The 21,824-nt window shown below is 38.7% G+C and carries 21 protein-coding genes; 2 read left to right on the top strand and 19 right to left on the bottom strand.

Annotated elements, in window-relative coordinates:
• Positions 1–180: 180 nt before the first annotated feature.
• From esaA to ACWPVL_RS05205, 19 genes are all read right to left on the bottom strand, one after another.
• On the bottom strand, positions 181–2,925 hold the full coding sequence (gene esaA / locus ACWPVL_RS05295) for a type VII secretion protein EsaA (protein ID WP_454387365.1): 2,745 nt from the start codon (positions 2,923–2,925) through the stop codon (positions 181–183).
• A gap of 109 nt (positions 2,926–3,034) precedes the next feature.
• Positions 3,035–7,474, bottom strand: coding sequence for a type VII secretion protein EssC (gene essC / locus ACWPVL_RS05290; protein WP_454387363.1), 4,440 nt, complete (start codon positions 7,472–7,474; stop codon positions 3,035–3,037).
• On the bottom strand, positions 7,467–8,603 hold the full coding sequence (gene essB / locus ACWPVL_RS05285; protein ID WP_454387361.1) for a type VII secretion protein EssB: 1,137 nt from the start codon (positions 8,601–8,603) through the stop codon (positions 7,467–7,469). Before essB ends, essC begins: the two co-directional genes overlap by 8 nt.
• Positions 8,596–8,850 carry a hypothetical protein gene (locus tag ACWPVL_RS05280; protein WP_041826857.1) on the bottom strand — a complete coding sequence of 85 codons (255 nt, stop codon included), beginning with the start codon at positions 8,848–8,850 and terminating at the stop codon, positions 8,596–8,598. The genes essB and ACWPVL_RS05280 overlap by 8 nt, the downstream gene beginning before the upstream one ends.
• The gene (locus tag ACWPVL_RS05275; RefSeq protein ID WP_454387359.1) at positions 8,819–9,238 is read right to left on the bottom strand and encodes a type VII secretion protein; all 420 of its coding nucleotides are present in this window, start codon (positions 9,236–9,238) and stop codon (positions 8,819–8,821) included. The genes ACWPVL_RS05280 and ACWPVL_RS05275 overlap by 32 nt, the downstream gene beginning before the upstream one ends.
• An 868-nt stretch (positions 9,239–10,106) precedes the next feature.
• The gene (locus tag ACWPVL_RS05270) at positions 10,107–10,421 is read right to left on the bottom strand and encodes a DUF4176 domain-containing protein (protein ID WP_125371238.1); all 315 of its coding nucleotides are present in this window, start codon (positions 10,419–10,421) and stop codon (positions 10,107–10,109) included.
• Entirely contained in the window at positions 10,411–11,079 is a 669-nt protein-coding gene (locus ACWPVL_RS05265; RefSeq protein WP_454387357.1) for a hypothetical protein, read from the bottom strand. The genes ACWPVL_RS05270 and ACWPVL_RS05265 overlap by 11 nt, the downstream gene beginning before the upstream one ends.
• Before the next feature lie 34 nt (positions 11,080–11,113).
• The gene (locus ACWPVL_RS05260) at positions 11,114–12,502 is read right to left on the bottom strand and encodes a T7SS effector LXG polymorphic toxin (RefSeq protein ID WP_454387355.1); all 1,389 of its coding nucleotides are present in this window, start codon (positions 12,500–12,502) and stop codon (positions 11,114–11,116) included.
• 95 nt (positions 12,503–12,597) lie between these two features.
• Complete coding sequence (locus tag ACWPVL_RS05255; RefSeq protein WP_125371238.1) at positions 12,598–12,912, bottom strand: DUF4176 domain-containing protein; 315 nt, start codon at positions 12,910–12,912, stop codon at positions 12,598–12,600.
• A gap of 158 nt (positions 12,913–13,070) precedes the next feature.
• Positions 13,071–13,787: a hypothetical protein gene (locus ACWPVL_RS05250; protein WP_454387681.1), complete on the bottom strand. Its 717-nt coding sequence runs from the start codon at positions 13,785–13,787 to the stop codon at positions 13,071–13,073.
• A gap of 54 nt (positions 13,788–13,841) precedes the next feature.
• Positions 13,842–15,233 (bottom strand): T7SS effector LXG polymorphic toxin, encoded by a 1,392-nt coding sequence (locus ACWPVL_RS05245; RefSeq protein ID WP_454387353.1) that lies wholly within the window; start codon positions 15,231–15,233, stop codon positions 13,842–13,844.
• Positions 15,230–15,889, bottom strand: coding sequence for a DUF4176 domain-containing protein (locus tag ACWPVL_RS05240; RefSeq protein ID WP_454387351.1), 660 nt, complete (start codon positions 15,887–15,889; stop codon positions 15,230–15,232). Before ACWPVL_RS05240 ends, ACWPVL_RS05245 begins: the two co-directional genes overlap by 4 nt.
• Before the next feature lie 23 nt (positions 15,890–15,912).
• The gene (locus ACWPVL_RS05235; protein WP_125371243.1) at positions 15,913–16,176 is read right to left on the bottom strand and encodes a hypothetical protein; all 264 of its coding nucleotides are present in this window, start codon (positions 16,174–16,176) and stop codon (positions 15,913–15,915) included.
• A gap of 14 nt (positions 16,177–16,190) precedes the next feature.
• Positions 16,191–16,610, bottom strand: a complete 420-nt coding sequence (locus ACWPVL_RS05230) for a DUF5082 family protein (RefSeq protein WP_125371244.1) — start codon at positions 16,608–16,610, stop codon at positions 16,191–16,193.
• A gap of 79 nt (positions 16,611–16,689) precedes the next feature.
• Positions 16,690–16,986 (bottom strand): WXG100 family type VII secretion target, encoded by a 297-nt coding sequence (locus ACWPVL_RS05225; RefSeq protein ID WP_015604292.1) that lies wholly within the window; start codon positions 16,984–16,986, stop codon positions 16,690–16,692.
• 260 nt (positions 16,987–17,246) lie between these two features.
• Complete coding sequence (locus tag ACWPVL_RS05220) at positions 17,247–17,642, bottom strand: single-stranded DNA-binding protein (RefSeq protein ID WP_454387348.1); 396 nt, start codon at positions 17,640–17,642, stop codon at positions 17,247–17,249.
• A gap of 80 nt (positions 17,643–17,722) precedes the next feature.
• Positions 17,723–18,349 carry a YtpR family tRNA-binding protein gene (ytpR, locus tag ACWPVL_RS05215; protein ID WP_454387346.1) on the bottom strand — a complete coding sequence of 209 codons (627 nt, stop codon included), beginning with the start codon at positions 18,347–18,349 and terminating at the stop codon, positions 17,723–17,725.
• Positions 18,350–18,378: 29 nt separating this feature from the next.
• Positions 18,379–18,693 (bottom strand): thioredoxin family protein, encoded by a 315-nt coding sequence (locus tag ACWPVL_RS05210; RefSeq protein ID WP_454387344.1) that lies wholly within the window; start codon positions 18,691–18,693, stop codon positions 18,379–18,381.
• Entirely contained in the window at positions 18,693–18,977 is a 285-nt protein-coding gene (locus ACWPVL_RS05205) for a DUF4651 domain-containing protein (protein WP_149556276.1), read from the bottom strand. Before ACWPVL_RS05205 ends, ACWPVL_RS05210 begins: the two co-directional genes overlap by 1 nt.
• Positions 18,978–19,103: 126 nt before the next feature.
• On the opposite strand from ACWPVL_RS05205, the gene pepA reads away from it, so the two are divergent.
• Together pepA and ACWPVL_RS05195 are read left to right on the top strand one after the other, a co-directional pair.
• Positions 19,104–20,168, top strand: a complete 1,065-nt coding sequence (gene pepA, locus ACWPVL_RS05200; RefSeq protein WP_454387342.1) for a glutamyl aminopeptidase — start codon at positions 19,104–19,106, stop codon at positions 20,166–20,168.
• 119 nt (positions 20,169–20,287) lie between these two features.
• Positions 20,288–21,772, top strand: a complete 1,485-nt coding sequence (locus tag ACWPVL_RS05195; protein ID WP_005591255.1) for a DUF1846 domain-containing protein — start codon at positions 20,288–20,290, stop codon at positions 21,770–21,772.
• Positions 21,773–21,824: the final 52 nt, after the last annotated feature.

Below are 21,824 nucleotides of genomic sequence, written 5' to 3'. Positions count from 1 at the left end.
AAACTGCAATGTGCAAAACGACCATCAGCGGCTGTTTCGTTTCCGATTTTTTCCTTTCTAGCCTGCCTCTGGATTCACCTTTATTATACCAAATTTAAGATAGGAAAACAATAAAAATTCCTTTATAAAAGCACTTTTTCCTGATAATTTTGTAAGACTTGATGAGAAAATAATTCTTATCTATTCGAAGTGCTCTTCTTCCTTTTCAACTATTTTCTCTTTCTTTCTATGAGCATACTCTCTAATTGTTAGCCCAGTCGCAATATTGGTTAAAAGTAAGATTACAAGTAGATAAACCCAGATCGGTGTATTTGATAAAACACCAGATTGATTGGTTTTTTCAGTTACAACTGGGTTGGATAAGAAGTTTAAAACAGCTTGGTTATCCGTTCCGTTCGAACGAGCATTTGATAGTACTCCTTGGAAGTTCTTATTAAATTCAGTACTATCTTCAACATTCTTAGCCTGATTCTTAATAAGTGATTCCGTTTGCTGATGAACTTCCTTCACTTCTCCTTGAACTCTTTTAGCTTGCTCTGCTAAAGTATTAAATTGTGTATCCATAGATCCAATTGTGTTCCCATTAGAGATGATTGTATCAGAAGTGCTTCGAGTATTAGAGGCAAGTTTTGTAACAATATCCAATAGACTATTACTACTATCATCTGTTGTATAAAGTCTACTATTTGACAAACCGTCACCTGAACTTGTTGGAGAAATCTCTAAAAGCTCTGGGCCATTTTTTTTCCACTTCTCATACTCCTCATTCAACTTATTAGATGCCTCTTGGTGCCAATCGTCTAAGTCTTTAACAATTGTTTCAAAATAATCGCTAGGTAATTCTTCTTTTGCCAGTTGAGGAAGAGAGGCTATATTTGCCTGAAGTCTATTTATCTCTACACTTAATTTAACATATAGGTCAATTCCTGACTGTCTATATTGATCCACATCTTTCTGTTGCAACTTATCCGCTACAGATGATGGTGAAATGTTCCCATACATCTTCGCAACTGAGTCACTCGCTGGATTAGCTATGTCAACATTGTTATACGATGATGTTGGGCTACCATATAAATTCTTAACCATAGTCGACGCTATATCAATTCGAGATAGTTGGTCAAAAATATGGGATAAATCTTTCTTTACTAACGCAACATTTCCTTTATTATCATCATAAAAGAAACTATACTCCAAAGGAATTCTTTCACTACCAATTTCAAGTTCAAACATAATAGTATTCAGTCCATAATTAGGAGAAAGTTGAATTTGAAGTTGGAGGGTAGTCGGTGCTGAAATCTTATCAACGCTTGGGACTACTGTGGCTCCCTTGGCACCCTTAACACGTACATTTGTCACACGAATAGGAGTTTCAATATATTTCTTAGCTCCAGTTCCTGCAGAAGAGAGCTCAGGATAAACATGAGTCATTGTAACCGTTTGAGTCTCTGTAGGTGGCAACACATCATTAGCTACTGTTATAAACGTATAGCCTGGCATCGAACCAGTAGTCCTACCTTTAATGCTCGCATATTTCGACAATAGGCTTAATTTTGCGTAATATGAATTGATTTGTCCATCTGTTAAAGCTCCAAACTCTTTTAGTTTATTAAATAAGATTCCATAATCACTAGGATTAACACTAATAGAAGCAATCGTGCTATCTACTTGATTAGTATAATCTATGGGCAATTCATCTGAATCTGATAAAGTATTAACAACCTGCTTAGCTAAAGCTTGTCTTACACTATTTTGATCTGCTTCATCACTGACTGCTTTTAAAATCGCTGCCTCATCACTTCCTAAGGTCGATGTATCAATTTCTTTACCGTCAAAATAGTTCTGAGATATTTGTCTACGAGACTCCTCAAGAGAGCTCCGAATGGAGCCTAGTTCTTTTCGAGACTGCTCTATCTGCGCTTGATATTGCTTCATCTTCTCATTATAACTATTTATACGCTGAGCTAAACGTTTAAAATAAGGTTCTGAATTATCTGGATCAGTAGAGGAGTCTGTATTTTTGAAAAGATGCAAATAATTCATTGAATTTCTATAAAGGGTTAGATACAATTCATTATCTTTATCATATTGATTCTTAATAGAATTTCCTGCGACTCGAGCATTGTGATTAGCAACCTGTGATTGAACTTGTTTGTACTTTAAAATTGGATCTGCTTGACCGAGTAAGGACTCCGAATTTTTTTTCAACAAATCAGAGGTTGAGGTTTTGAAACTTGACGTTGATTGTTCAAATGCTCTATTAGAAGACTGAACACTCTGTGCGATCGAAGGAATGGAATCTATTGATTTAATACTCCTATCAGCAGGTTGAAAGATTGAAGTAGATAAGGAACTATACACATCTGATTCATCATCAACAATTGTTTTCATCCGAAGCTTGGCATCATCAAGATTATTAATGACACTTGTAAAATATAGACGAATGGTTTTCTGATTCAAGCTATTAACATAATCCCCGACTTGTTGAGCCATTTCAAGAGACTGCTCTTTTTTTACAGAATCTTTTACCTTATACGTTATTTTAGCTTTTTCAGGATTAAAACTTGACAATTGCAATATATTGTGCGAGAAATCTTTAGGTATGTAAATGATAGCTTCAAGTGAATCATCCTTGTACTGGCTTTCTGCTTGATTCCTAGATAGGACTTTCCAACTCGCCTCTTTTTTCTCATCCTTCGCTAATAATTTTGTAAAATCATCTCCAAAATTATATTGGACACTATTTAATTGTTCACCCTCATCTTGATTGACAATTCCAATTCGAAGATGTGTTTTTTCCTTAGTTCCTAAAATAAAAGAAAAACTATCTGATTTACTTACATAGATAAGAACTCCCACAGTAAGCATCAAGCATAAAATAATTAACACTTTTCCAAACAAATGTTTTTTTTCTTTTTTTAGACTCATTATAATTCTTTCTCCTAAATTGATTTTAGCCGCATCATCGTTACTTGTTAACAGGAATCTCTCTGTCTATTATAGCACATTCAAGACTTATTATGAAAACTTTTTGTAACTACTTATCTTGCGCTATTCTCAGGCGATGAACACTTCTACCAACGAAGAACTGTGTTTCATTAAGTTCCACCAAAGGTTCATTGTATTGAGTACGACCTGGTACGACCTTTTGTTCATTAAAGGTAGTACCAAACGTTCCCATCGGAACATTTTGTCGAAGTCGCTTAAAGAATGGTGTAAATTTACTAACTATGCTACTTTGATAACCATGGAAAATTAAATGGATGTTAACTACCGAAGATTTGGTGAACAAAGTATTTACATCTTTATCCGTCAACACAATCTTATCTCCAGTTAAGTGTATATCTGGAAGATAAACAAACATTGGTTGCTCTCTACGCTTACCAGATTGGATGATTCCTAAGAGTTCACCAAGGAATTGGCTAATATTCGCCTCATCAATTCTAGTGTCAAAATATTCATTCATACCAGCAAAACGTCCATCCGTATCAACCACTACACGGTCCATTTTCCCAGAAAACTCTGAAAAAGCTGACAATATTGCTCGTTCAATACTATATGTTTGAGAAGGAGTGTCATCCATGAGAAGAATAAAGTCATAATTCATTGGTTCAATAGAGCGAATCATTGTTGTTTCTTTATCATAACCAATTGGAATATTGAATCTCTCCCGTTCTTCTTGAACAGCTACATCATTTTCAAATTCCTCAAATGTAATCTCATTAGCCAGCATCGGGATAGCTTCGGGTCTAGAGCCATTCCATGACTTGTCCATTGATTCAATAGCGTTTTCTAAACTCTGCAGTCTCTCAAGATTTGAACCTCCTTCCGTTGCAAGGTATACTTGAAAACGAATTGGTTCCTCAAATCTAATCTGACCGCGACCAGGAACAACTTGATCAGCCAGAGCATCAAAACCAATAAGATCTTTTTTGGAGTCCTTATCTACCAAATATAGAACAAACTGTGTAGCAAAATTACTTCGCATACTTAATTTCATACTAGTATTTCGGAGAACTGTTGCTATCAAATAAATACCTAGGCTCGCTCCCTCACGCAGTACCTGATGAAAAGCAGATTCAACAGAACTTTCAAGCGGATGATCACGCACAGTATCATAAGAGTCAACAATATTCAAAATAAATGGTAAAGATTGCCCTGTCTTCTGCTCATACTGTTCAATAGAAGTGACTCCATATTCAGCCAATAAATCCCGTCGTTTTTGTATTTCCTTTTGTAAACTTTTAAGGAACTTTATTAGTTTTTCTGCATCATCTAATGTAGCAATATCTGCCACATGTGGTAATCCTTTCAGAGGGAATAATCCATTCGTTCCAAAATCAAATAAATTAAAATGTATTTGATCTGGTTTATTAAGTCTAGCAAAATTCATGACTAATGTCTGAAGCGCTTGTGACTTTCCAAATCCTGGAGAAGCATAAATGATACTGTGACTAAATTCTTCTAAATCGAACTCTAGCATCCGCTGATCCTGTTCCGAAGGAATATCCATTAAAGCAAAAGGAGCTTTGTGAAGTTTTTTATCCCCCCAATTTGCAGTTAAAATCGGAGAAGGAATATCCTCATTAAGTGGAGGTAGCCATGGTTTAGTTGGCATACAGAGATTCACACTTTTTGCATACTGTGCAATATAATCTACAACAGCATCCAATTCAGTCTCATCATTATCAGTATCCCTACTAACCATCTCTTCGTCTAGATAAGACAAATCTGTAGTCGCAAGCTCATATTGTCCTAGCTCATTAATTACCCAAAGTCTATTATCAACTTCTTCAGTACTTGCTTTCGCTTTCGGTGCATAACGTGCCCCACTCCATGCCGATTGGAATAGTTCATATATCTCATTATTCCCAACTTGCAAATAAGCTCGACCTGGCTGTGTAATGCTTGCAGCATCTGGTGTCTTTATGATTTCATTCGAATCTGCTTTTTCCGCTACTTTTAGCGCCAGCTTAAATCGTGAATTAGACCAAATTTGATCATTAACAACACCTGAAGGCTTCTGAGTAGCTAGAATCAAATGAATCCCTAGGGAACGACCAATACGAGCCGCTGTCACAAGTTCTGTCATAAACTCTGGTTCATTTTGCTTTAACTCAGCAAATTCATCTGAAATTAAAAATAGATGTGGGAGTGGCTCTGTAGGAAAATCTCCTTCTATCCCTGTACGACCTTCCTTGTATAATTTTGTATATCCATTAATATGGTTGACTCCAAATCTACCAAATAGACGCTGACGCTTTTGTAATTCTGCTTTAATGGAAGCCAGAGCACGCTGGATCCCTGCCCCATCTAAGTTGGTGATAACACCCATCAAATGTGGCAAATCTTTGAATAAATTTGCCATACCACCACCTTTAAAGTCTATTGGGAGAAAACCGATATCTTCTGGGCTAAAGTTTAATGCTAACGATAAAATGTAAGATTGTAATATTTCTGACTTCCCAGATCCCGTTGTTCCAGCAACGAGACCGTGAGGGCCGTGAGCGCGTTCGTGTAAGTTCAGGTAGACAATATCATCTTTTCCTCGAACCCCAAGTGGAACTGCAAGACTCTTAGATGTATCTCCTCGTGCCCATCGGCTGGAAATATTTAAGTCCTCAACTTGCTCTGCATTATATAACTCTAAAAATGTAATCGCATCTGGAAGAGCATTTTTCTGAGTCTCCTCATGAATTAGGTTACTTAATCTACGTACAGCACCTTCATAATTATCTACCAACGGATACGGAGTAAAAGCTTGGTTTACATATATTCCTCTATTATTGATTAAAGTTGCTGTATCTCTACTCCTCAAATCGATAAGCGTCGTTACCGTCTCAGGTAATTGACGGCGACTTTCTTTCACCCAAATAACAGTTACGCCAAAAGAAGCCAAATCTGCTCGTGAAAGACTTTCATTGATAGCATGACCAGACAACAAGCGATCATCTGAAATAACAATGACAATCTGAGGTAAATAAGTTCTTTCCTTCTGATCCTTTTCTTGAAAACGAGACTGCAAAACCTGATAAAGACTGGTAAGTACTGCATCTTTCGTACGATCATCATGTACAAAACCACGAACATTAATCATTGGTAACAGAAAATGAGGTAGAAATCTCCATTTCTTCCAAATTTGATCATAATCTTCCTGCGAAGTCAAATTAACAAATATTACATCATGATAAGAATGAAAAGCCGCAATCTGCAATAAAAGTTGCTGGAGAAATAGCTGACCTATATCATGTTGAGCGACGAGTCCAATGATATTTTGGGTAAGCGTTGTTGTAACAGGAACACTCTTTTGTTTCTCATAAGTCTTTAGCAAATCTTGAGAAAAAATTGTTAGCTTGTCCTTAGTTAAAAAGTCTGTTTGGTAATCAATTTGAAGCTGACTATCAATATCTCCCAAACCAAGCGAGACAGTCATAAAATCTTCATTAAAAGGCAGACGCTCATAAAGACGTTCATCATAACGCATAATCATTTCAATCAGAGTTTCAATATTGGGTTGCTGATAGAAAAGAATGTTCCTTTCCTCTATGTAGTGCTTATGTAAGGTAGATACTTGCTGTAATAGATACGCCTCGTAATCTTCGAGCCTTGTTATCTTCTTTTGTTTATACTCTTTTTTATCAGTAAAATAGCTAGTGATTGAAAATGCAGCAGTGAGAACACTCATCCCCCCCATGCTCAACATCATAATCGCATTTCGTCCCATTAAAACTACTACTAGCCCAGAAAGAGCGAACATACCTAGAGGAGGAACAATTGCACGCCAAATAGCATTCTTTGGTTTCGTTGGAGGATTTTTTGGCTTTTCTATCCTCTGACGTTTATCATATATCGTAGGAAGTACTCGAGGACTACGCCGATAGACTGGGAAATTAGATTGATAAATTGATTTTCTTTCTTGTAACAGGACAGTTTGACTATTGAAAATTGCTTTTTCAAAGAAAGACGAAATCTGCCATTGATTGTCCAAAAACTCTATAAAGTAATTTTCTATAAAAATACTATCTCCCTGTTTAAACTCAGAAATAATATCAGAAGAAATCAAGCGCTCATTCAAATAACATACACTGTCATTTGGATAGAGATAAACCTTTCCGTTGGAAAACAGAATATAAGCTTTCGAGCAAATGAGGAGATTTGCTTCTTGATCTTTTGAAATAATAAAATCTTCGTTTGGAGGAGAAATGTAACTGACAAATATGTTTCTTTCTTCTTCAATAACAAAAACAGTCTTATTTTCAATGGTATTTTTTCCCATTATCAACTCTTTTTCGTCAGCGTATATATTGCCATCCTTCATGTAGAAAGAGAACCCCTGCTCCTCAGCATTCGTTCCTTCCATAAACGTGAGTATCGATAGGCGTTCAGAAAAAATGACTACTTTGAGTTGACCTAACATTTTACCAGAAACTAGATTCTTTTCTGTGTTGTGAAAAAAACTTTTATCATCTCTACTCATCTTTTTCTTCACCTACTTTTACCCCAAGTTTTTTCGAGAGTTTCTCAATCTCTTTACGATACTCGCTTAATTTCTTTTGTTTATCAGCACCCTTCATATTTTTATCTTCACGAACTTGCTCATATAGATTTGTATAAGCATGCAGAGTCAACTGATCATCTCCAATATTTTGAGCCAAATCTAAAGATTTTTTATAGTTTCCCCTTCCAAGATAAATCCAATACTCCAAGAGGTTATCCTCACTGGAGGGTGTAATTGTATTTAAAACACTTGCTTTCTGATTTTCAGATAGATCATCTAAATGAACATAGGAAGATGCTAAGACATACTTTGCTTCTTTACCTAAACGACCTACTTGAAACTTTTGTAAATCATCTGCCACATCGTCATAGTGTTTAGAAATAAAATGGCTTTGAGCATTTATTGTCGCTCGCTGAACAGGGACAGACCAAAAATAAAAGTAGGCTGCAAAAGTCCCCAAAGCAATGCTTGCTACGCAAAAAATTCCCATTCCAATAGAAAAAATATGCCAGCTACGTTTCGAAACAACTATCTTTGTTTTCTTTTCTTCTTGGTAAGCTTTGTCATAAGCTTCGTTAACGTATTTTACTACCTCATCATATGTCTCACATGCGGCTATATCCTGTATTAACGAATCTCCTATTGCGGCTACACCATTTATCAGTAAGTCAAAATCAAGTTTCGGTCGCAATATAGAAACAATCAAAGCCTTATAACTCATTAGAAAAGTTTCTAAGGTATACGGAATCGGACTCATAATTCCTTCTAAACCATAATGAAGGATCTTAACAACACTTCCTTGTAAAAATATATTTTTCGGATGTATATAAGGAATTTTAAAATGATGCTCAGAGAATGTTAAAGATTCCATCTTTTGAGCCAATTCCAAACGTTTCACTTCTGACATCTCTTCTGTGATACAATCTTTAAGACTATAAGAATATTTTGGTTTGTCATAAATCAGTGATAAAGAACCACTATCTTCTAATGTCACAGTGGCATCCATATAATTTTCTATAGTAGATAATTTTTGACGAGAAAAGTGACTTGCTGGTAAAATAACCTTGACCTTTTCTTTACTGTATTTAATTTCGATTTTATCACTCATTTATGATTACCTCCAATACATCGCCATCTCCTAGCGGATATTCTTTTAAAGCTCGATGTTGCTCTATTCTCAGAAGTTTTCCCTGAATCTCTAAATGCCAATTTGAGGGAATAATAGACAACGCTTTATCTAGATTATTTAGGCAAATTAACATCTTAACTTTCTGTAGAGATAATAATTTGGAAAAGCGAATATCTATTTCCTTATCTTTGTATCTAATGGTTGCGTTTAAATATTCTTCCTCCATGAAAATTCCTTCCTAAATAAATTCCAATTAAAAGCATGATTGTAACAAATGATATTGCCCCAAAGACTGTCCATATCATCATGTCGCCCGATTCCTCTTTATCTACGATGATACTGTCAGAGACTTGATAATTCTTAAAAAGAGCTTGGCGATACGCCTTAAAATCTAGTCCATCGCCACTCAAAATTTCTGCTTTGCTGAAATTAGCTCGATTTGCAGTTTGGAGCATTTCCTGAGCATCCGTTTTAGATTTTATTGCTTCTTGTTCTATCCTATCCATGAATAGATTTGGTGCATACATATGCTCGATCTCATTTCCTTGAGAACGCTGTTTCTTTTGCGTCATCGAATCTGTTTTTAAGTCTAGTTCGCCATCTTTAGCATACACAGTACCACCTGTAAATAAAAATAATAAAAATAATGCTATAATTTGGTATAATCGCTTCAAGATACAAGCCCTACTTTCTAACTTAAGAAACTAAGAGAGACAGCTGTCTTCTGCAAATAAATACGTTACAAATATTCATTAATAGCATTGACCTATCGCAAATATCTTTAATGTATTTCCTATTTAGTCTCACTCAAAGACTAGTTTTATTTTAGCATGAATCGGATCAATATTCAAACCCTCAAACAGATGTGTAAGGATCTCATTATTTCGTTCTAATAGATAATATATCGTACCCAAATTTATTTAGACGCCATTCAAACAGGTGATTTTTACTTTATCTTTTTTGGCACCTCCCTGCTATTTTTATCAAATATCTAAACAAGCTACCTTAGTTTCTTTAGATATACCATACCCAATGGTCAAAATTCTTTACTTTTCCTTGTGCCCAATCACTCCAGATCCACTTCTTATAATATTATTTACTATAGTACTCTTGACTTGAAATATTTATATAGGTCTTATACTCTTCTAACTATCCGAAAATTATAGTAAGTTTTAAAACTGAACACATTGTTCATATCTTATACTGTCAATACTAGAAAAAGAACCGCTACATTCCCTACTATAGCTAAAAATCTAATCTCGATATAATCACTATTAAAAGACTGTATTATTAACTTGACTGGTCTCCAGTATTATCAAGAGTTTCTTAATACTAAACAAAGCCTCGTGTGCATTCTATATATTATTGCCCCATTTTATTATCAAAAAACTGGCTACATCTAACATCTTTCTAGCCACTTAACAAAAGAGATAGAAAAAGAGAAGAAGCGCTTTAATATAGCGATTCTTCTCATATCATTATTTAAATAGATCCTTTTGGAACTTCTGCTGACTTCATCCAAGTATCGTAATGCTCTTCAAAAGCCTTCTCATCTTCGTTTCTATATCCCTCAAATAGAACTTCTTTGACATTTTCTCTGTTGAAAAAGAACAGATTATCTGGTGTTTGCATCCCGTTCGGAATAACTACTGATCCGTAGTCAAAATAGACACTCTTAGTTCCTCCTTGACCATCTTCCACTTCGATGACACTAGCTCGTGAAACAATCATCACTTCTGTATCATCACCATTTTTTAGAGTTACTACGGAACCCAAAGGTAAAATTTTATCTGTCATTTTCTTCTCCTTCTTCCTTAAAACGTACTTTCCCTTGACTGTATAGCTTCATAATCTTCACAAAACGAACCGGGTTGTTTTGGTTATAAAGCAATATCATTGTACACCAGATTATCCCAGTCCCCCAAAAGTCAGAGTTAGTCTCAATAGGCTGACCAAATAACCGGATGTAACTATAAATAACATATATAGAATATAAATTCATAAGCACAAGAATCCATCGAACAATTCGGTAGACTGTGGCAGATGCCTTAGCTGGGTCAAAATGTTCATCCCTTACCATCAAATTATGTGACACTGCATAGTAAAACACCTTCTCTGTTGTCGGAACAGCCTTGCGAACATTTTTATAAAATCCTCGCTCAAAAATAGCAACCAAAAGCAAAAATTCAGCCAACCAAAATAGTAGGATATAGGTCAAACTGGTCCAGTTATAGACACCAATGGACATAGCTGAAAAGAATCCAAAAACCCCTGGCCCACCTGCCATCAGAAAAATAACCATTTCAGGAATGTAAGCATTGGTCTTATAAGCACCTTCCGTATTGAGCAGAAAACTTTTGGGAGCTGCTAAAGCCTCTCCAGTCTGCTGGTCATAATAGACTGCCTGACCATCGCACTCGCCAATAAACACTCGACGACGTCTAAGAAAAAACATTCTAACCTCTTTCTAATTACTTATCCAAGTTCTATCACCCTAGCTTAGGCAACTTCCACTCTCCATGGGAGAACTTGTCCCATACATGGTTAATTCCTTCTGAGATCTTACCTCCAATCTTACTACCAACATACGCTCCAACAAGATTACCCACAACTGGAAATGGAATAAAGGAACCAACGATTGCTCCGATTTGTGCTCCGAGAACCTGACCAGTCACACTACTAGCTGTGTGAGCTGCTGCATCTCGAATAGCTGTAGCTTGTCCATATTTTTTCAGACTCTTGTCATACGTTTCCTTACCTTCCCATAGGGCTTCAACCGTCCCGATAATACCAATAGATTTTACGACACCCTTTGGTGTTTTTAAGTTTTTATAACTATCTTTAACATCCTGCAGTGCAGTCCTAATCCCTTTATCCGTTCTTAAATCAGATAAAGTACCCAAAGCTTGAGTAGCGCCTCTTTTGAGTTGAGAGCCTTTTTTGATATTTCCTAAAATAGTTCTCTTCGTACGAGAGCCAAAACGATCCAAACCTTCTTTAGTCAAACGTTTCCAAGAATCACCTTTCATTTTGATTCCGTATTTCTTAACTTGTTTTGCAAATTGTCTAGATAACCAAAAAGGATCTGTCAGCTTTTCTTTAACATTGGCCTTCGCCTTATTTACACCTTTCTGAACATAATTATTACTCCATACCTTATTGACTGCTTTGGCAACATTTATTAGAAGTTTTAAAGGTGTCGAACTTGACACAGCACTAGCAACTTCCTCTACCCCACCCAAAAATTCATTGTTATTATAAAACGCTTTTGCTTCTTTCGACGTAAAGGAACTCTTGCCTGCTGCCTCCAATCCTTTCAAAGCACTTGTTTGGACTTGCAAGAGCTTGCTATACTCATCTCCTCGCTTCCAACCATTGAAGCTAGCCATATTCGTCTTGGTATCTGTTAAAATCTTCTTACCTTCTGACAAAGGGGTCGTAATTGTACTAGCATCTGGATTTGTCAGACTGATAATGTCAGAGATAGAGCTATAAATCCTTTCTGTCTCGCGATTCACAACACTAATGTTCATAGACAAACCAGAAAAACCATCCAAAAGCCCCTGCAGATATTCCGTATCAATAATCGCATCTACCGCATTCTCTGATACCGTTGATTGAAATTGCTTAATAGTCTTCTCGTACTGAGCTAAGAGAACCGCTAAGGCATTCGTAAAATTTGTCAATAGCGGAACTTGGTGATTAGTAATTTTTGCATTGATTGCTCCCTTAACATCTCCTTTGAGACTTTCCGAATGTACCAAATTCACAAAAGAGGTCTTAGCCGTCTTGAGCTGAGCATCAATCGAGGTTTTTGAATTAGACAAGGCTGTCTTTTGTTCATAAACCTCTTTCAATCTACTTTTCCTATGTGGCATAGAAAAACAAAGCTATCCACTCTTAATTATACCATGAATCTAGAAACCGATAACTAAAAAATCGCTATATTATAGCGATTCTTCTCAAACTATATTTAAATAGATCCTTTTGGAACTTCTGCTGACTTCATCCAAGTATCGTAATGCTCTTCAAAAGCCTTCTCATCTTCGTTTCTATATCCCTCAAATAGAACTTCTTTGACATTTTCTCTATTGAAAAAGAATAAATTATCTGGTGTCTGCATCCCGTTCGGAATAACCACTGATCCGTAGTCAAAATAGACACTCTTAGTCCCTCCTTGACCATCTTCCACTTCGATGACACTAGCTCGTGAAACAATCATCACTTCTGTATCATCACCATTTTTGAGGGTTACAACTGAACCCAAAGGTAAAATTTTATCTGTCATTTTATTCTCCTTGTTTTTCCAATTTTTCTACATTGCTTAGCGCAATAAAGTTCAACAATATTCACTAGAAGTCAAAAAGTCACTATTGCATCTCTTGACTTTAAAACAAAAATTAATCTCTATATTTTATATCTTAAAGCATCTCAAAACTTTCTTCTTTACTTATCTAATTCTTTTGTCAAAATAGCTCCATCTGGTCCAACGCTCACTTCTAGATAGACATCTGGATCGTCGTCGGCTCTACATATCACACTAAGTTTTCCAGACTCAAATTTTTCCGTTATGTCCAAAATACCAGAAATATTATTCTGATTATATATAACAAAAGCAACTCCCAACAAAAGACCTGCAAAAACAATCTTAAAAATCTCTCCTCCAATCGGTTGTCCCAAAAAATCTTTGAAGTGAAAAATAAAATCATAGACATAGTAAAAACCTACTGCAGGAATAGTGAACAACAAAGCGTTAAATAAATAAGTATTATTGCGCTTCTCTTTTTCGCTCAAGTTCTTTTCTTTTAAGTCCTCTGAAGCACAAATAGTAAAAAGGCTGACCGTTTGAGTAGTCACTTGAGCCCTGTTAATATTTCGATACAAGGCTCGTTCTACAAGGATAGTAATAAAAGCAAACTCTCCTATCCAAATAAGAATAACACTCCAAAAAGTAGTCATACTATAAATTCCTTGTAAAAATAGACTAAAGAAGGAAATAAGTCCGCCACCGCTAAACATAAAGAAAACAACTAATAGAGGAATATGCCGATTCATTCTGCTTGATTTCTCTGTATCTAATAGTTTACTCTTTGGAGCTTCTAAAACTTCGTGGGTCTTACGATCATAATAAATGGCTTTGTCATAATATTGATTCAAATACATACGTCGTCTTCTAAAAAACATTCTAGCCTCTTTCTAATATTTATCGGATTCCCGTTACCACAGCTTGGGCAGTTTCCACTCTCCATGTGAAAACTTATCCCATACATGGTTGATCCCTTTTCCTACTGCATCTCCAATAATCGTTCCCGCTACTGTTCCTAGTACCGTTCCTACTACAGGGATTGGAATGGCCGAACCAATAACCGCCCCAACCTGAGCCCCGACTACCGCACCACTAAAAGTACCTGCCGCATGGGCGATTCCATCAGCTGCTGCATGAGCATCCCCATATTTCCCACGATTCTCCTGAAAAGTATCCCAACCATCTTTCAATGCTAATACTGTACCAATAGCGCCTACATTTTTTACTGCTCCGAATCCCTTTTGAGACACAGATGATTTCATATTTCTAATGACATCCTCTTTAACAAAGTCCCATTTAATTTTTCCAGCATTTTTTATAAAACGAACATCGTCTACATGGCCACCTATGAATTTACCAAATTTGGTAGCCATACTAGCAATCTTTTCTCCTCTTGCAAGAGATTTAGCTGCTCTTGCAAGAGCTCGAGTCCCAGTCCGAGTGCTAGAATTAATCATAACAAAACCAGCTCCTCTAACACCGTATTGAAGTAGTTTACGACCCGTCATTTTTCTAATTAATGCATTTGCTATCGCGCCACTCTTAGTTGAAGCTCCTTTAAGAGCTTCTATCTCTAAAGATTCCACAATAGACTTTACCTCTTCTGCAATAACGTTTAACAACATTAAAGGTGTCGAACTTGACACAGCACTAGTAACTTCCTCTACCCCACCCAAAAATTCATTGTTATTATAAAACGCTTTTGCTTCTTTCGACGTAAAGGAACTCTTGCCTGCTGTCTCCAAGCCTTTCAAAGCACTTGTTTGGACTTGCAAGAGCTTGCTATACTCATCTCCTCGCTTCCAACCATTGAAGCTCGCCATATTCGTCTTGGTATCTGTTAAGATCTTCTTACCTTCTGACAAAGGGGTCGTAATTGTACTAGCATCTGGATTCGTCAGACTGATAATGTCAGAGATAGAGCTATAAATAGTTGCAGTTGCTTTATCCACTGTACTAATATTGGTCTCCAAATTTGAAAAACCATCCAAAAGCCCCTGTAGATATTCTGTATCAATAATCGCATCCACTGCATTCTCTGATACCGTTGATTGAAATTGCTTAATAGTCTTCTCGTACTGAGCTAAGAGAACCGCTAAGGCATTCGTAAAATTTGTCAATAGTGGGACTTGGTGATTCGTGATTTTTGCATTGATTGCTCCCTTAACATCTCCTTTGAGGCTTTCTGAATGTACCAAATTCACAAAAGAGGTCTTAGCCGTCTTGAGCTGAGCATCAATCGAGGTTTTTGAATTAGACAAGGCTGTCTTTTGTTCATAAACCTCTTTCATATCGATTTTCATCTGTCTCCTCCTTCGATACTATGGGTCATAGAAAGGATATTATGCTGAAAGTAATCTCTACGATACTGCTGGTCCACATAGGTTTGATCTAGACTATCACTGTAACCTTCTTGAATAACCCGTGAAATCAAATAACTCGGTATAAACAAAGGGTCTACATCTAACCTTAGACCATAGGGATAGATGCTGGCTAAATAATCAATATATTCCCTATCATCTGGATCAGAAAGCAGTCTGCGTCCCATAATCATCGCCATAAAAGGAACTTTAGCTTTCTCCATCTCAGACACCAGCTCTTCTGGAAGCAACTCGCGATCTAACTCTACCAAGGTACCTAAAGGAAGAATGGGAGACAAGAGTAAATCGGTGTAGGCTAGCCAAATCCGAAAGTCTTCCATTGACAAAATGAGCTCTGAATCTAAGTAAGTTAGAGTCACTTCCTCTTTTTCCCAATCAAGCTTCATCGTCACAGATGTACCAAGCAGACTATTGTAACTATAAAAAGACTCGTTCTTGAGAAGCACCAACTGAAGTCTACGGAAAGCATCACCTTGACTGACCAAGGAATGACCAACTTGCTCTAAGATAGATCGTTTTTCCTCTTCTACTCCCACTCGAGCTAAAGAAGTTTGGTATAAAGCACTTATTTCATTCATTTACATAGCTCCTTTCTAACACTTTATTTGGCATTCGCCTGATTTCGGTCATCCGTCACCTTGTTCTCAGCTGCCTGATTCATACGCGTTACATCGGTTGTCGTGAAAGTCTTGAGACTGCTAATTGCTGTATTAAATGACTTAATATCATTATTGAAGGATGTAAAAGGTGTCATTGTCGTTGCTGAAAAAGTTAACTCTGCCATATCTGAAATGCCAGAGATGCTTGTACTAACTGTAGAAGTAAGTCCTGTCCAAACTCCATAATCCGTTCCTGTATTCGCCATTATCTTCCCACCCTCTATTCTGAACTAGCTGAATTTGCCATAGACTGATAATAATTCATATTTTCATAAGCCGTTTTTACATCTATTGCTAAACGATCCGATTCAGCTTGAAGATTAGCAATTTCAGTATTTATACTATCTAAATTTGCTTCATGGCTTGCTTTATTGGTTGTAGCAGCAGTATTAGCAGAATCATACTTTTCTACGTACTTAGTTTTTCGATCCCCTTTAAACTGGGATTCATCTTCTACTTTAACTTTCTCTAAAGCATCTATAATACCTGTTTGAAAATTATTTATCTGTGTTGACAAGGATGTTTTGGCTTCCTCTAGCCTATCAATCTTTTTATCTACGGCTGCTTTTTGAGAAATTGTATTGTTGTAATTTTGAGATTCCTGATTAGCTAGTTCTTGGTAATAAGATGCATCTGACATGTTCATTCTCCTCTATTTACTTTCGACTAAAATAAAAGAAGGATAGGAAGCAATCCTATCCCTCCATTTCAGAGCGCCCTTATCCTTTGAAACCAAAACTATTTGCATCCGCTGTATCACGTTCTGATACAGTGTTTGCATAACTAACCAATTGTTGATTAATAGAAGTCAACAACTCTTGGAACTTAACCACATCTCCGTGCAATTGTTGATATTGCTCAAGATAAGAATTAAAGGCACTACCTTGCCAGTGTGCTTGCATTTCGCCATTAGCGCTATTTACCGCTTGAATAGCTGCTTCAATTTGATCGCGAGCATTAGAATAAACCGAAGCTTGCGAGGTGAGTTCTTCTGGGGATAATGAAATTTCTGCCATAATTGGACTCCTTTTTACATTTTTTGTTCCTAATAGAACAGTGTACAAGGGTATTTTACTTCTTTTATTAATAATTGTCAAGTTTTTCCTAATCAAATTTACTTTCCGTATGTATAATGATAATGCTTCAATCTTCAAAATTAAAAACAACTAGCGTTCCTCTCAGAAGAATCGCTAGTTGCCGTATTAGCTTATTTACCTAATTCTTTATTTGTTACTTTCTCTTTTATCATGAACACTCGAGACCAGAAAAATCACTTTTAAAAAGGAAGTTCCTCTTCTTCCAGTACCAAATCTGCTAAGTCTGCTCCAGTATTATTTTCACGGAGTGCTCTCTGAGCTCGGCTTTCTAAAAGCTGAAAACCACTGCAAAGAACTTCTGTCACATAATGAGTAGTTCCATCCTTTTCATAGCGGCGGCTCCGCAATTCTCCGTCCATAGAAATCAGACTTCCCTTACTAGCGTAACTTGCCAAGGTTTCAGCCAAGCGCCCCCAGACAACAAGATTGATAAAATCCGCTTCACGCTCTCCATTTTGGCTCTTATACCGGCGATTCACCGCCACTGTCGCACGCGCGACCGACTTGTCATTTGCTGTCTTGTGTAACTCTGGTGTAGCCGTCAACCGGCCAATGATAATGACTTTATTATACATATTCTTTCCTCCTATCTATTTATTCGCGAGAAAAGACAAAAAAATCGTGAAAATCACGATTTCCTTTTCTATAGTAAGTCTTAAGACTGCCAGTGTTTAGCTGGGTCAAAGGCCGTGCCGACCTTTTCGCTATCCGCCAATTCAATGATACCACGTTTTTGCGGCGCATTTGGCAACTGGAGCTCCCGTGGGCTGCACATCATACCAAAACTCTTTTCGCCACGGAGTTCTCCTGGGAAGATGAGATTGCCCTTCGGCATCATAGCACCAGGCAAAGCCACGATCGTCTTGAGACCAACACGAGCATTCGGAGCGCCAGCCACGATTTGAACGGTCTGATCAGCTGCCACCTGCACTTGGCAGATATTGAGGTGGTCACTGTCAGGGTGAGCTACCATTTCAAGGATTTCCCCCACAACAAACTTAGGATCACGGTCGTTAACCAGCTCAGCTTGGAAGCCTTCTTTGATCAATTCTTGATTGAGAATCGCAACTTGCTCATCTGTCAGCTGAACCTGTCCGCGCCCTGCAATTTCAAAAAGGTTTGACAATTCAAAAATGTTCCAAGCTACTGTCTGTCCATTATCTTCACGGTAAACACGCGCTACATTTCCTTTGCGCTCAGCAGCCAACTTAGCTCCCTGATCATCAGCAGCGATGACCATCAGAACATCTCCAACATGCTCTTTGTTGTATGTAAAAATCATTTCTTCCTCCAAAAATACTTTAAATCTTCTTACAAATTTGCTAAAAAATCATTGATTTGACTCTTGGTCTTGCGGTCGCGATTGACATAGCGACCAATCTCTCGACCATTTTCCACGACAACCAGACTAGGAATTCCGTAAACGTCCCATTTTTGGGCCACAGCCATATACTGATCCCGATCCACCTCGACAAAGGTAAAGTCAGGATTCTCCGCTTCTATCTCTGGCAGAAAAGGCTTGATGAAGCGACAGTCTCCGCACCAATCTGCTGTGAAAAAGAAGACAGTCTTCCCCTTATGATCCACATAAGAAGCTAGCTCTTCCATACTTTGTGGCCGAATCATCACTCTTCCTCGTAGGTCAGCTGACCATTCTCATAGACGAAGGTGAAATGACGGTCGTCTTCTAGGACAACTCCTCCAACAGTGCGGCTGTCGCTTGATTCATAAAGTTCTACATAGACCGTTGCAATCGGTCCTCGGCTGGCAAAAAATTCCCGCACGACCTGAACAATTTCTTCTCTATTACGCAGTCTTTTCTGCTCCTGCACAAGCTTGGCAGCTCCAAAGGCCACGGCTCCCGCTCCCAAGAGAGCGGTTGTCGTTAAAATGATTTTTTTAGCTTTCATGTAGAATATTTTAACACAAAAGCGCAGAGGCGACAAACAATATTACAGATTTCTCAGCTTCTTTTAGTTCATCCTGTTCTTCCCTTTAAAAAAGTGATAAAATAGAATCAGAAAGAAGGTAAACTTATGTCTGATTTATTTTCAAAAATCAAGGAAGTGACTGAGCTCTCAGCAATCTCCGGTCACGAGGCACCCGTCCGCAGCTATCTGCGCGAAAAAATCACTCCTCACGTTGATGAGGTTGTTACCGACGGTTTAGGCGGCATCTTCGGGGTTCGGCATTCTCAAGCTGAAAATGCTCCCCGAATTCTGGTTGCGGCTCACATGGACGAGGTTGGCTTCATGGTCAGCGAGATCAAGCCCGACGGGACTTTCCGTGTAGTAGAAATCGGTGGCTGGAATCCGCTAGTCGTGAGCAGTCAACGCTTCAAACTCTTCACCCGCGAAGGACGAGAAATCCCTGTCATCTCAGGCTCTGTCCCTCCTCATCTGACACGCGGTTCTGGCGGACCAGTTATGCCACAGGTTGCGGACATTGTCTTTGACGGCGGCTTTGCGGACAAGGCAGAAGCTGAAAGCTACGGCATCCGTCCAGGAGACACGATCGTGCCAGACAGCTCTGCCATTCTCACAGCTAACGGTAAAAATGTCATCTCTAAAGCCTGGGACAACCGCTACGGCGTCCTTATGGTCAGCGAATTGGCTCAAGCCTTGTCTGGTCAACCACTAGGCAACCAACTCTATGTCGGCGCCAATGTTCAAGAAGAGGTTGGCCTGCGTGGTGCCCATGCTTCAACGACAAAATTTGCCCCTGAGGTCTTCCTGGCTGTGGACTGCTCCCCAGCGGGCGACATCTACGGCGGTCAAGGAGCCATTGGCGACGGAACGTTGATTCGCTTCTTTGATCCTGGTCATCTCATGCTGCCAGCTATGAAGGACTTCCTCTTGACAACCGCAGAAGAAGCTGGCATCAAGTATCAATACTACTGCGGCAAGGGCGGAACGGATGCTGGTGCTGCCCATCTCCAAAGCGGCGGCGTACCATCTACCACAATCGGTGTCTGCGCCCGCTACATTCATTCTCATCAAACCCTCTATGCCATGGACGATTTCCTGCAGGCCCAAGCCTTCCTGCAAGCGCTGGTCAAAAAGCTGGATCGCTCAACCGTGGACACGATTACCAACTACTAATTTCGAGAAGCAGCCCGTTCTTCATTCGGGCTGCTATCTATTTTATCTAATATAATCTCTTTTAATTTTCCAATTTGAAGAAAATTTTGTTATAATGCTTAGCAGAGGTGAAACTATACATGAAAAAAATTGCTTTTGATTCAGAAAAATACTTAAACCTGCAGCGCGACCATATCTTGGAGCGCATTAATCAATTTGAGGGCAAATTGTACATGGAATTCGGCGGAAAAATGCTGGAAGACTTCCATGCTGCCCGCGTCTTACCAGGATATGAGCCGGACAATAAAATCAGACTGCTCAAAGAGCTCAAGGACCAAGTAGAGATTGTCATTGCTATCAATGCCAATAATATTGAGCACTCTAAAGCACGTGGGGACTTGGGTATTTCCTATGACCAAGAAGTTCTGCGCCTGATCGATACCTTTAATGAACTGGATATTTATGTAGGCTCAGTGGTCATTACCCAGTATTCCGGCCAGCCAGCAGCTGATCTCTTCCGCGCTCAGCTAGAAAAGAATGGGATCGACTCCTACATCCACTATCCAATCAAGGGCTATCCTACTGATATGGACCATATCATCTCACCTGAGGGAATGGGGAAAAACGACTACATCAAGACCAGTCGAAATCTGGTCGTAGTGACTGCGCCTGGTCCTGGTTCTGGTAAGTTAGCTACTTGCTTGTCCAATATGTACCACGACCAAATCAATGGCATCAAGTCAGGCTATGCCAAGTTTGAGACCTTCCCAGTTTGGAATCTGCCCCTGCACCATCCGGTCAATTTAGCTTACGAGGCAGCAACGGCAGACCTGGACGATGTCAACATGATTGACCCTTTCCACCTGCAAACCTACGGCGAAACCACTGTCAACTACAACCGTGATATCGAAATTTTCCCAGTCCTCAAGCGTATGCTGGAGCGCATCCTAGGCAAATCACCTTATGCTTCTCCAACAGACATGGGCGTCAACATGGTCGGCTTTGCCATTGTAGATAATGATGCGGCTATCGAGGCCTCTCAGCAGGAAATCATCCGCCGCTACTACCAGACGATTCTAGACTTCAAGGCAGAGCGCGTTTCAGAATCAGCTATCAAGAAAATCGAACTCTTGATGAACGACTTGGGCATCACACCGCTGGATCGTAAAGTAACCGTTGCTGCGCGTGCCAAGGCTGAAAGCACTGGTGAGCCAGCTCTAGCTCTGGAATTGCCAAATGGCGAAATCGTAACCGGTAAAACCTCTGAACTCTTTGGCCCTACGGCTGCTGTATTGATTAATGCCATTAAGAAGTTAGCCAACATTGCCAAAGAGACCAAGCTGATCGAGCCTGAGTATGTCAAACCAATCCAAGGTCTGAAAATCAATCATTTGGGCAGCCGTAATCCGCGCCTTCATTCAAATGAAATCTTGATGGCTCTGGCAATCACAGCCATGGAAAATCAAGACGCTGCACAAGCCATGCAAGAGCTTGGAAATCTCAAGGGCAGCGAAGCTCATTCAACCGTAATGCTGACAGATGAAGACAAAAATGTCCTGCGCAAACTAGGCATCCATGTAACCATGGATCCTGTTCATCAGTATGATCGACTTTATAGAAAATAAAAACAAGCTCTGTTAAAAGCTTGTTGAGAAAGCTGGCTCTGCCAGCTTTTTT

Source organism: Streptococcus sp. Marseille-Q8145 (genome assembly GCF_965112035.1).
The sequence above is the reverse complement of the archived record's forward strand: the minus strand, read 5'-3'. Positions and strand labels throughout refer to the sequence as shown.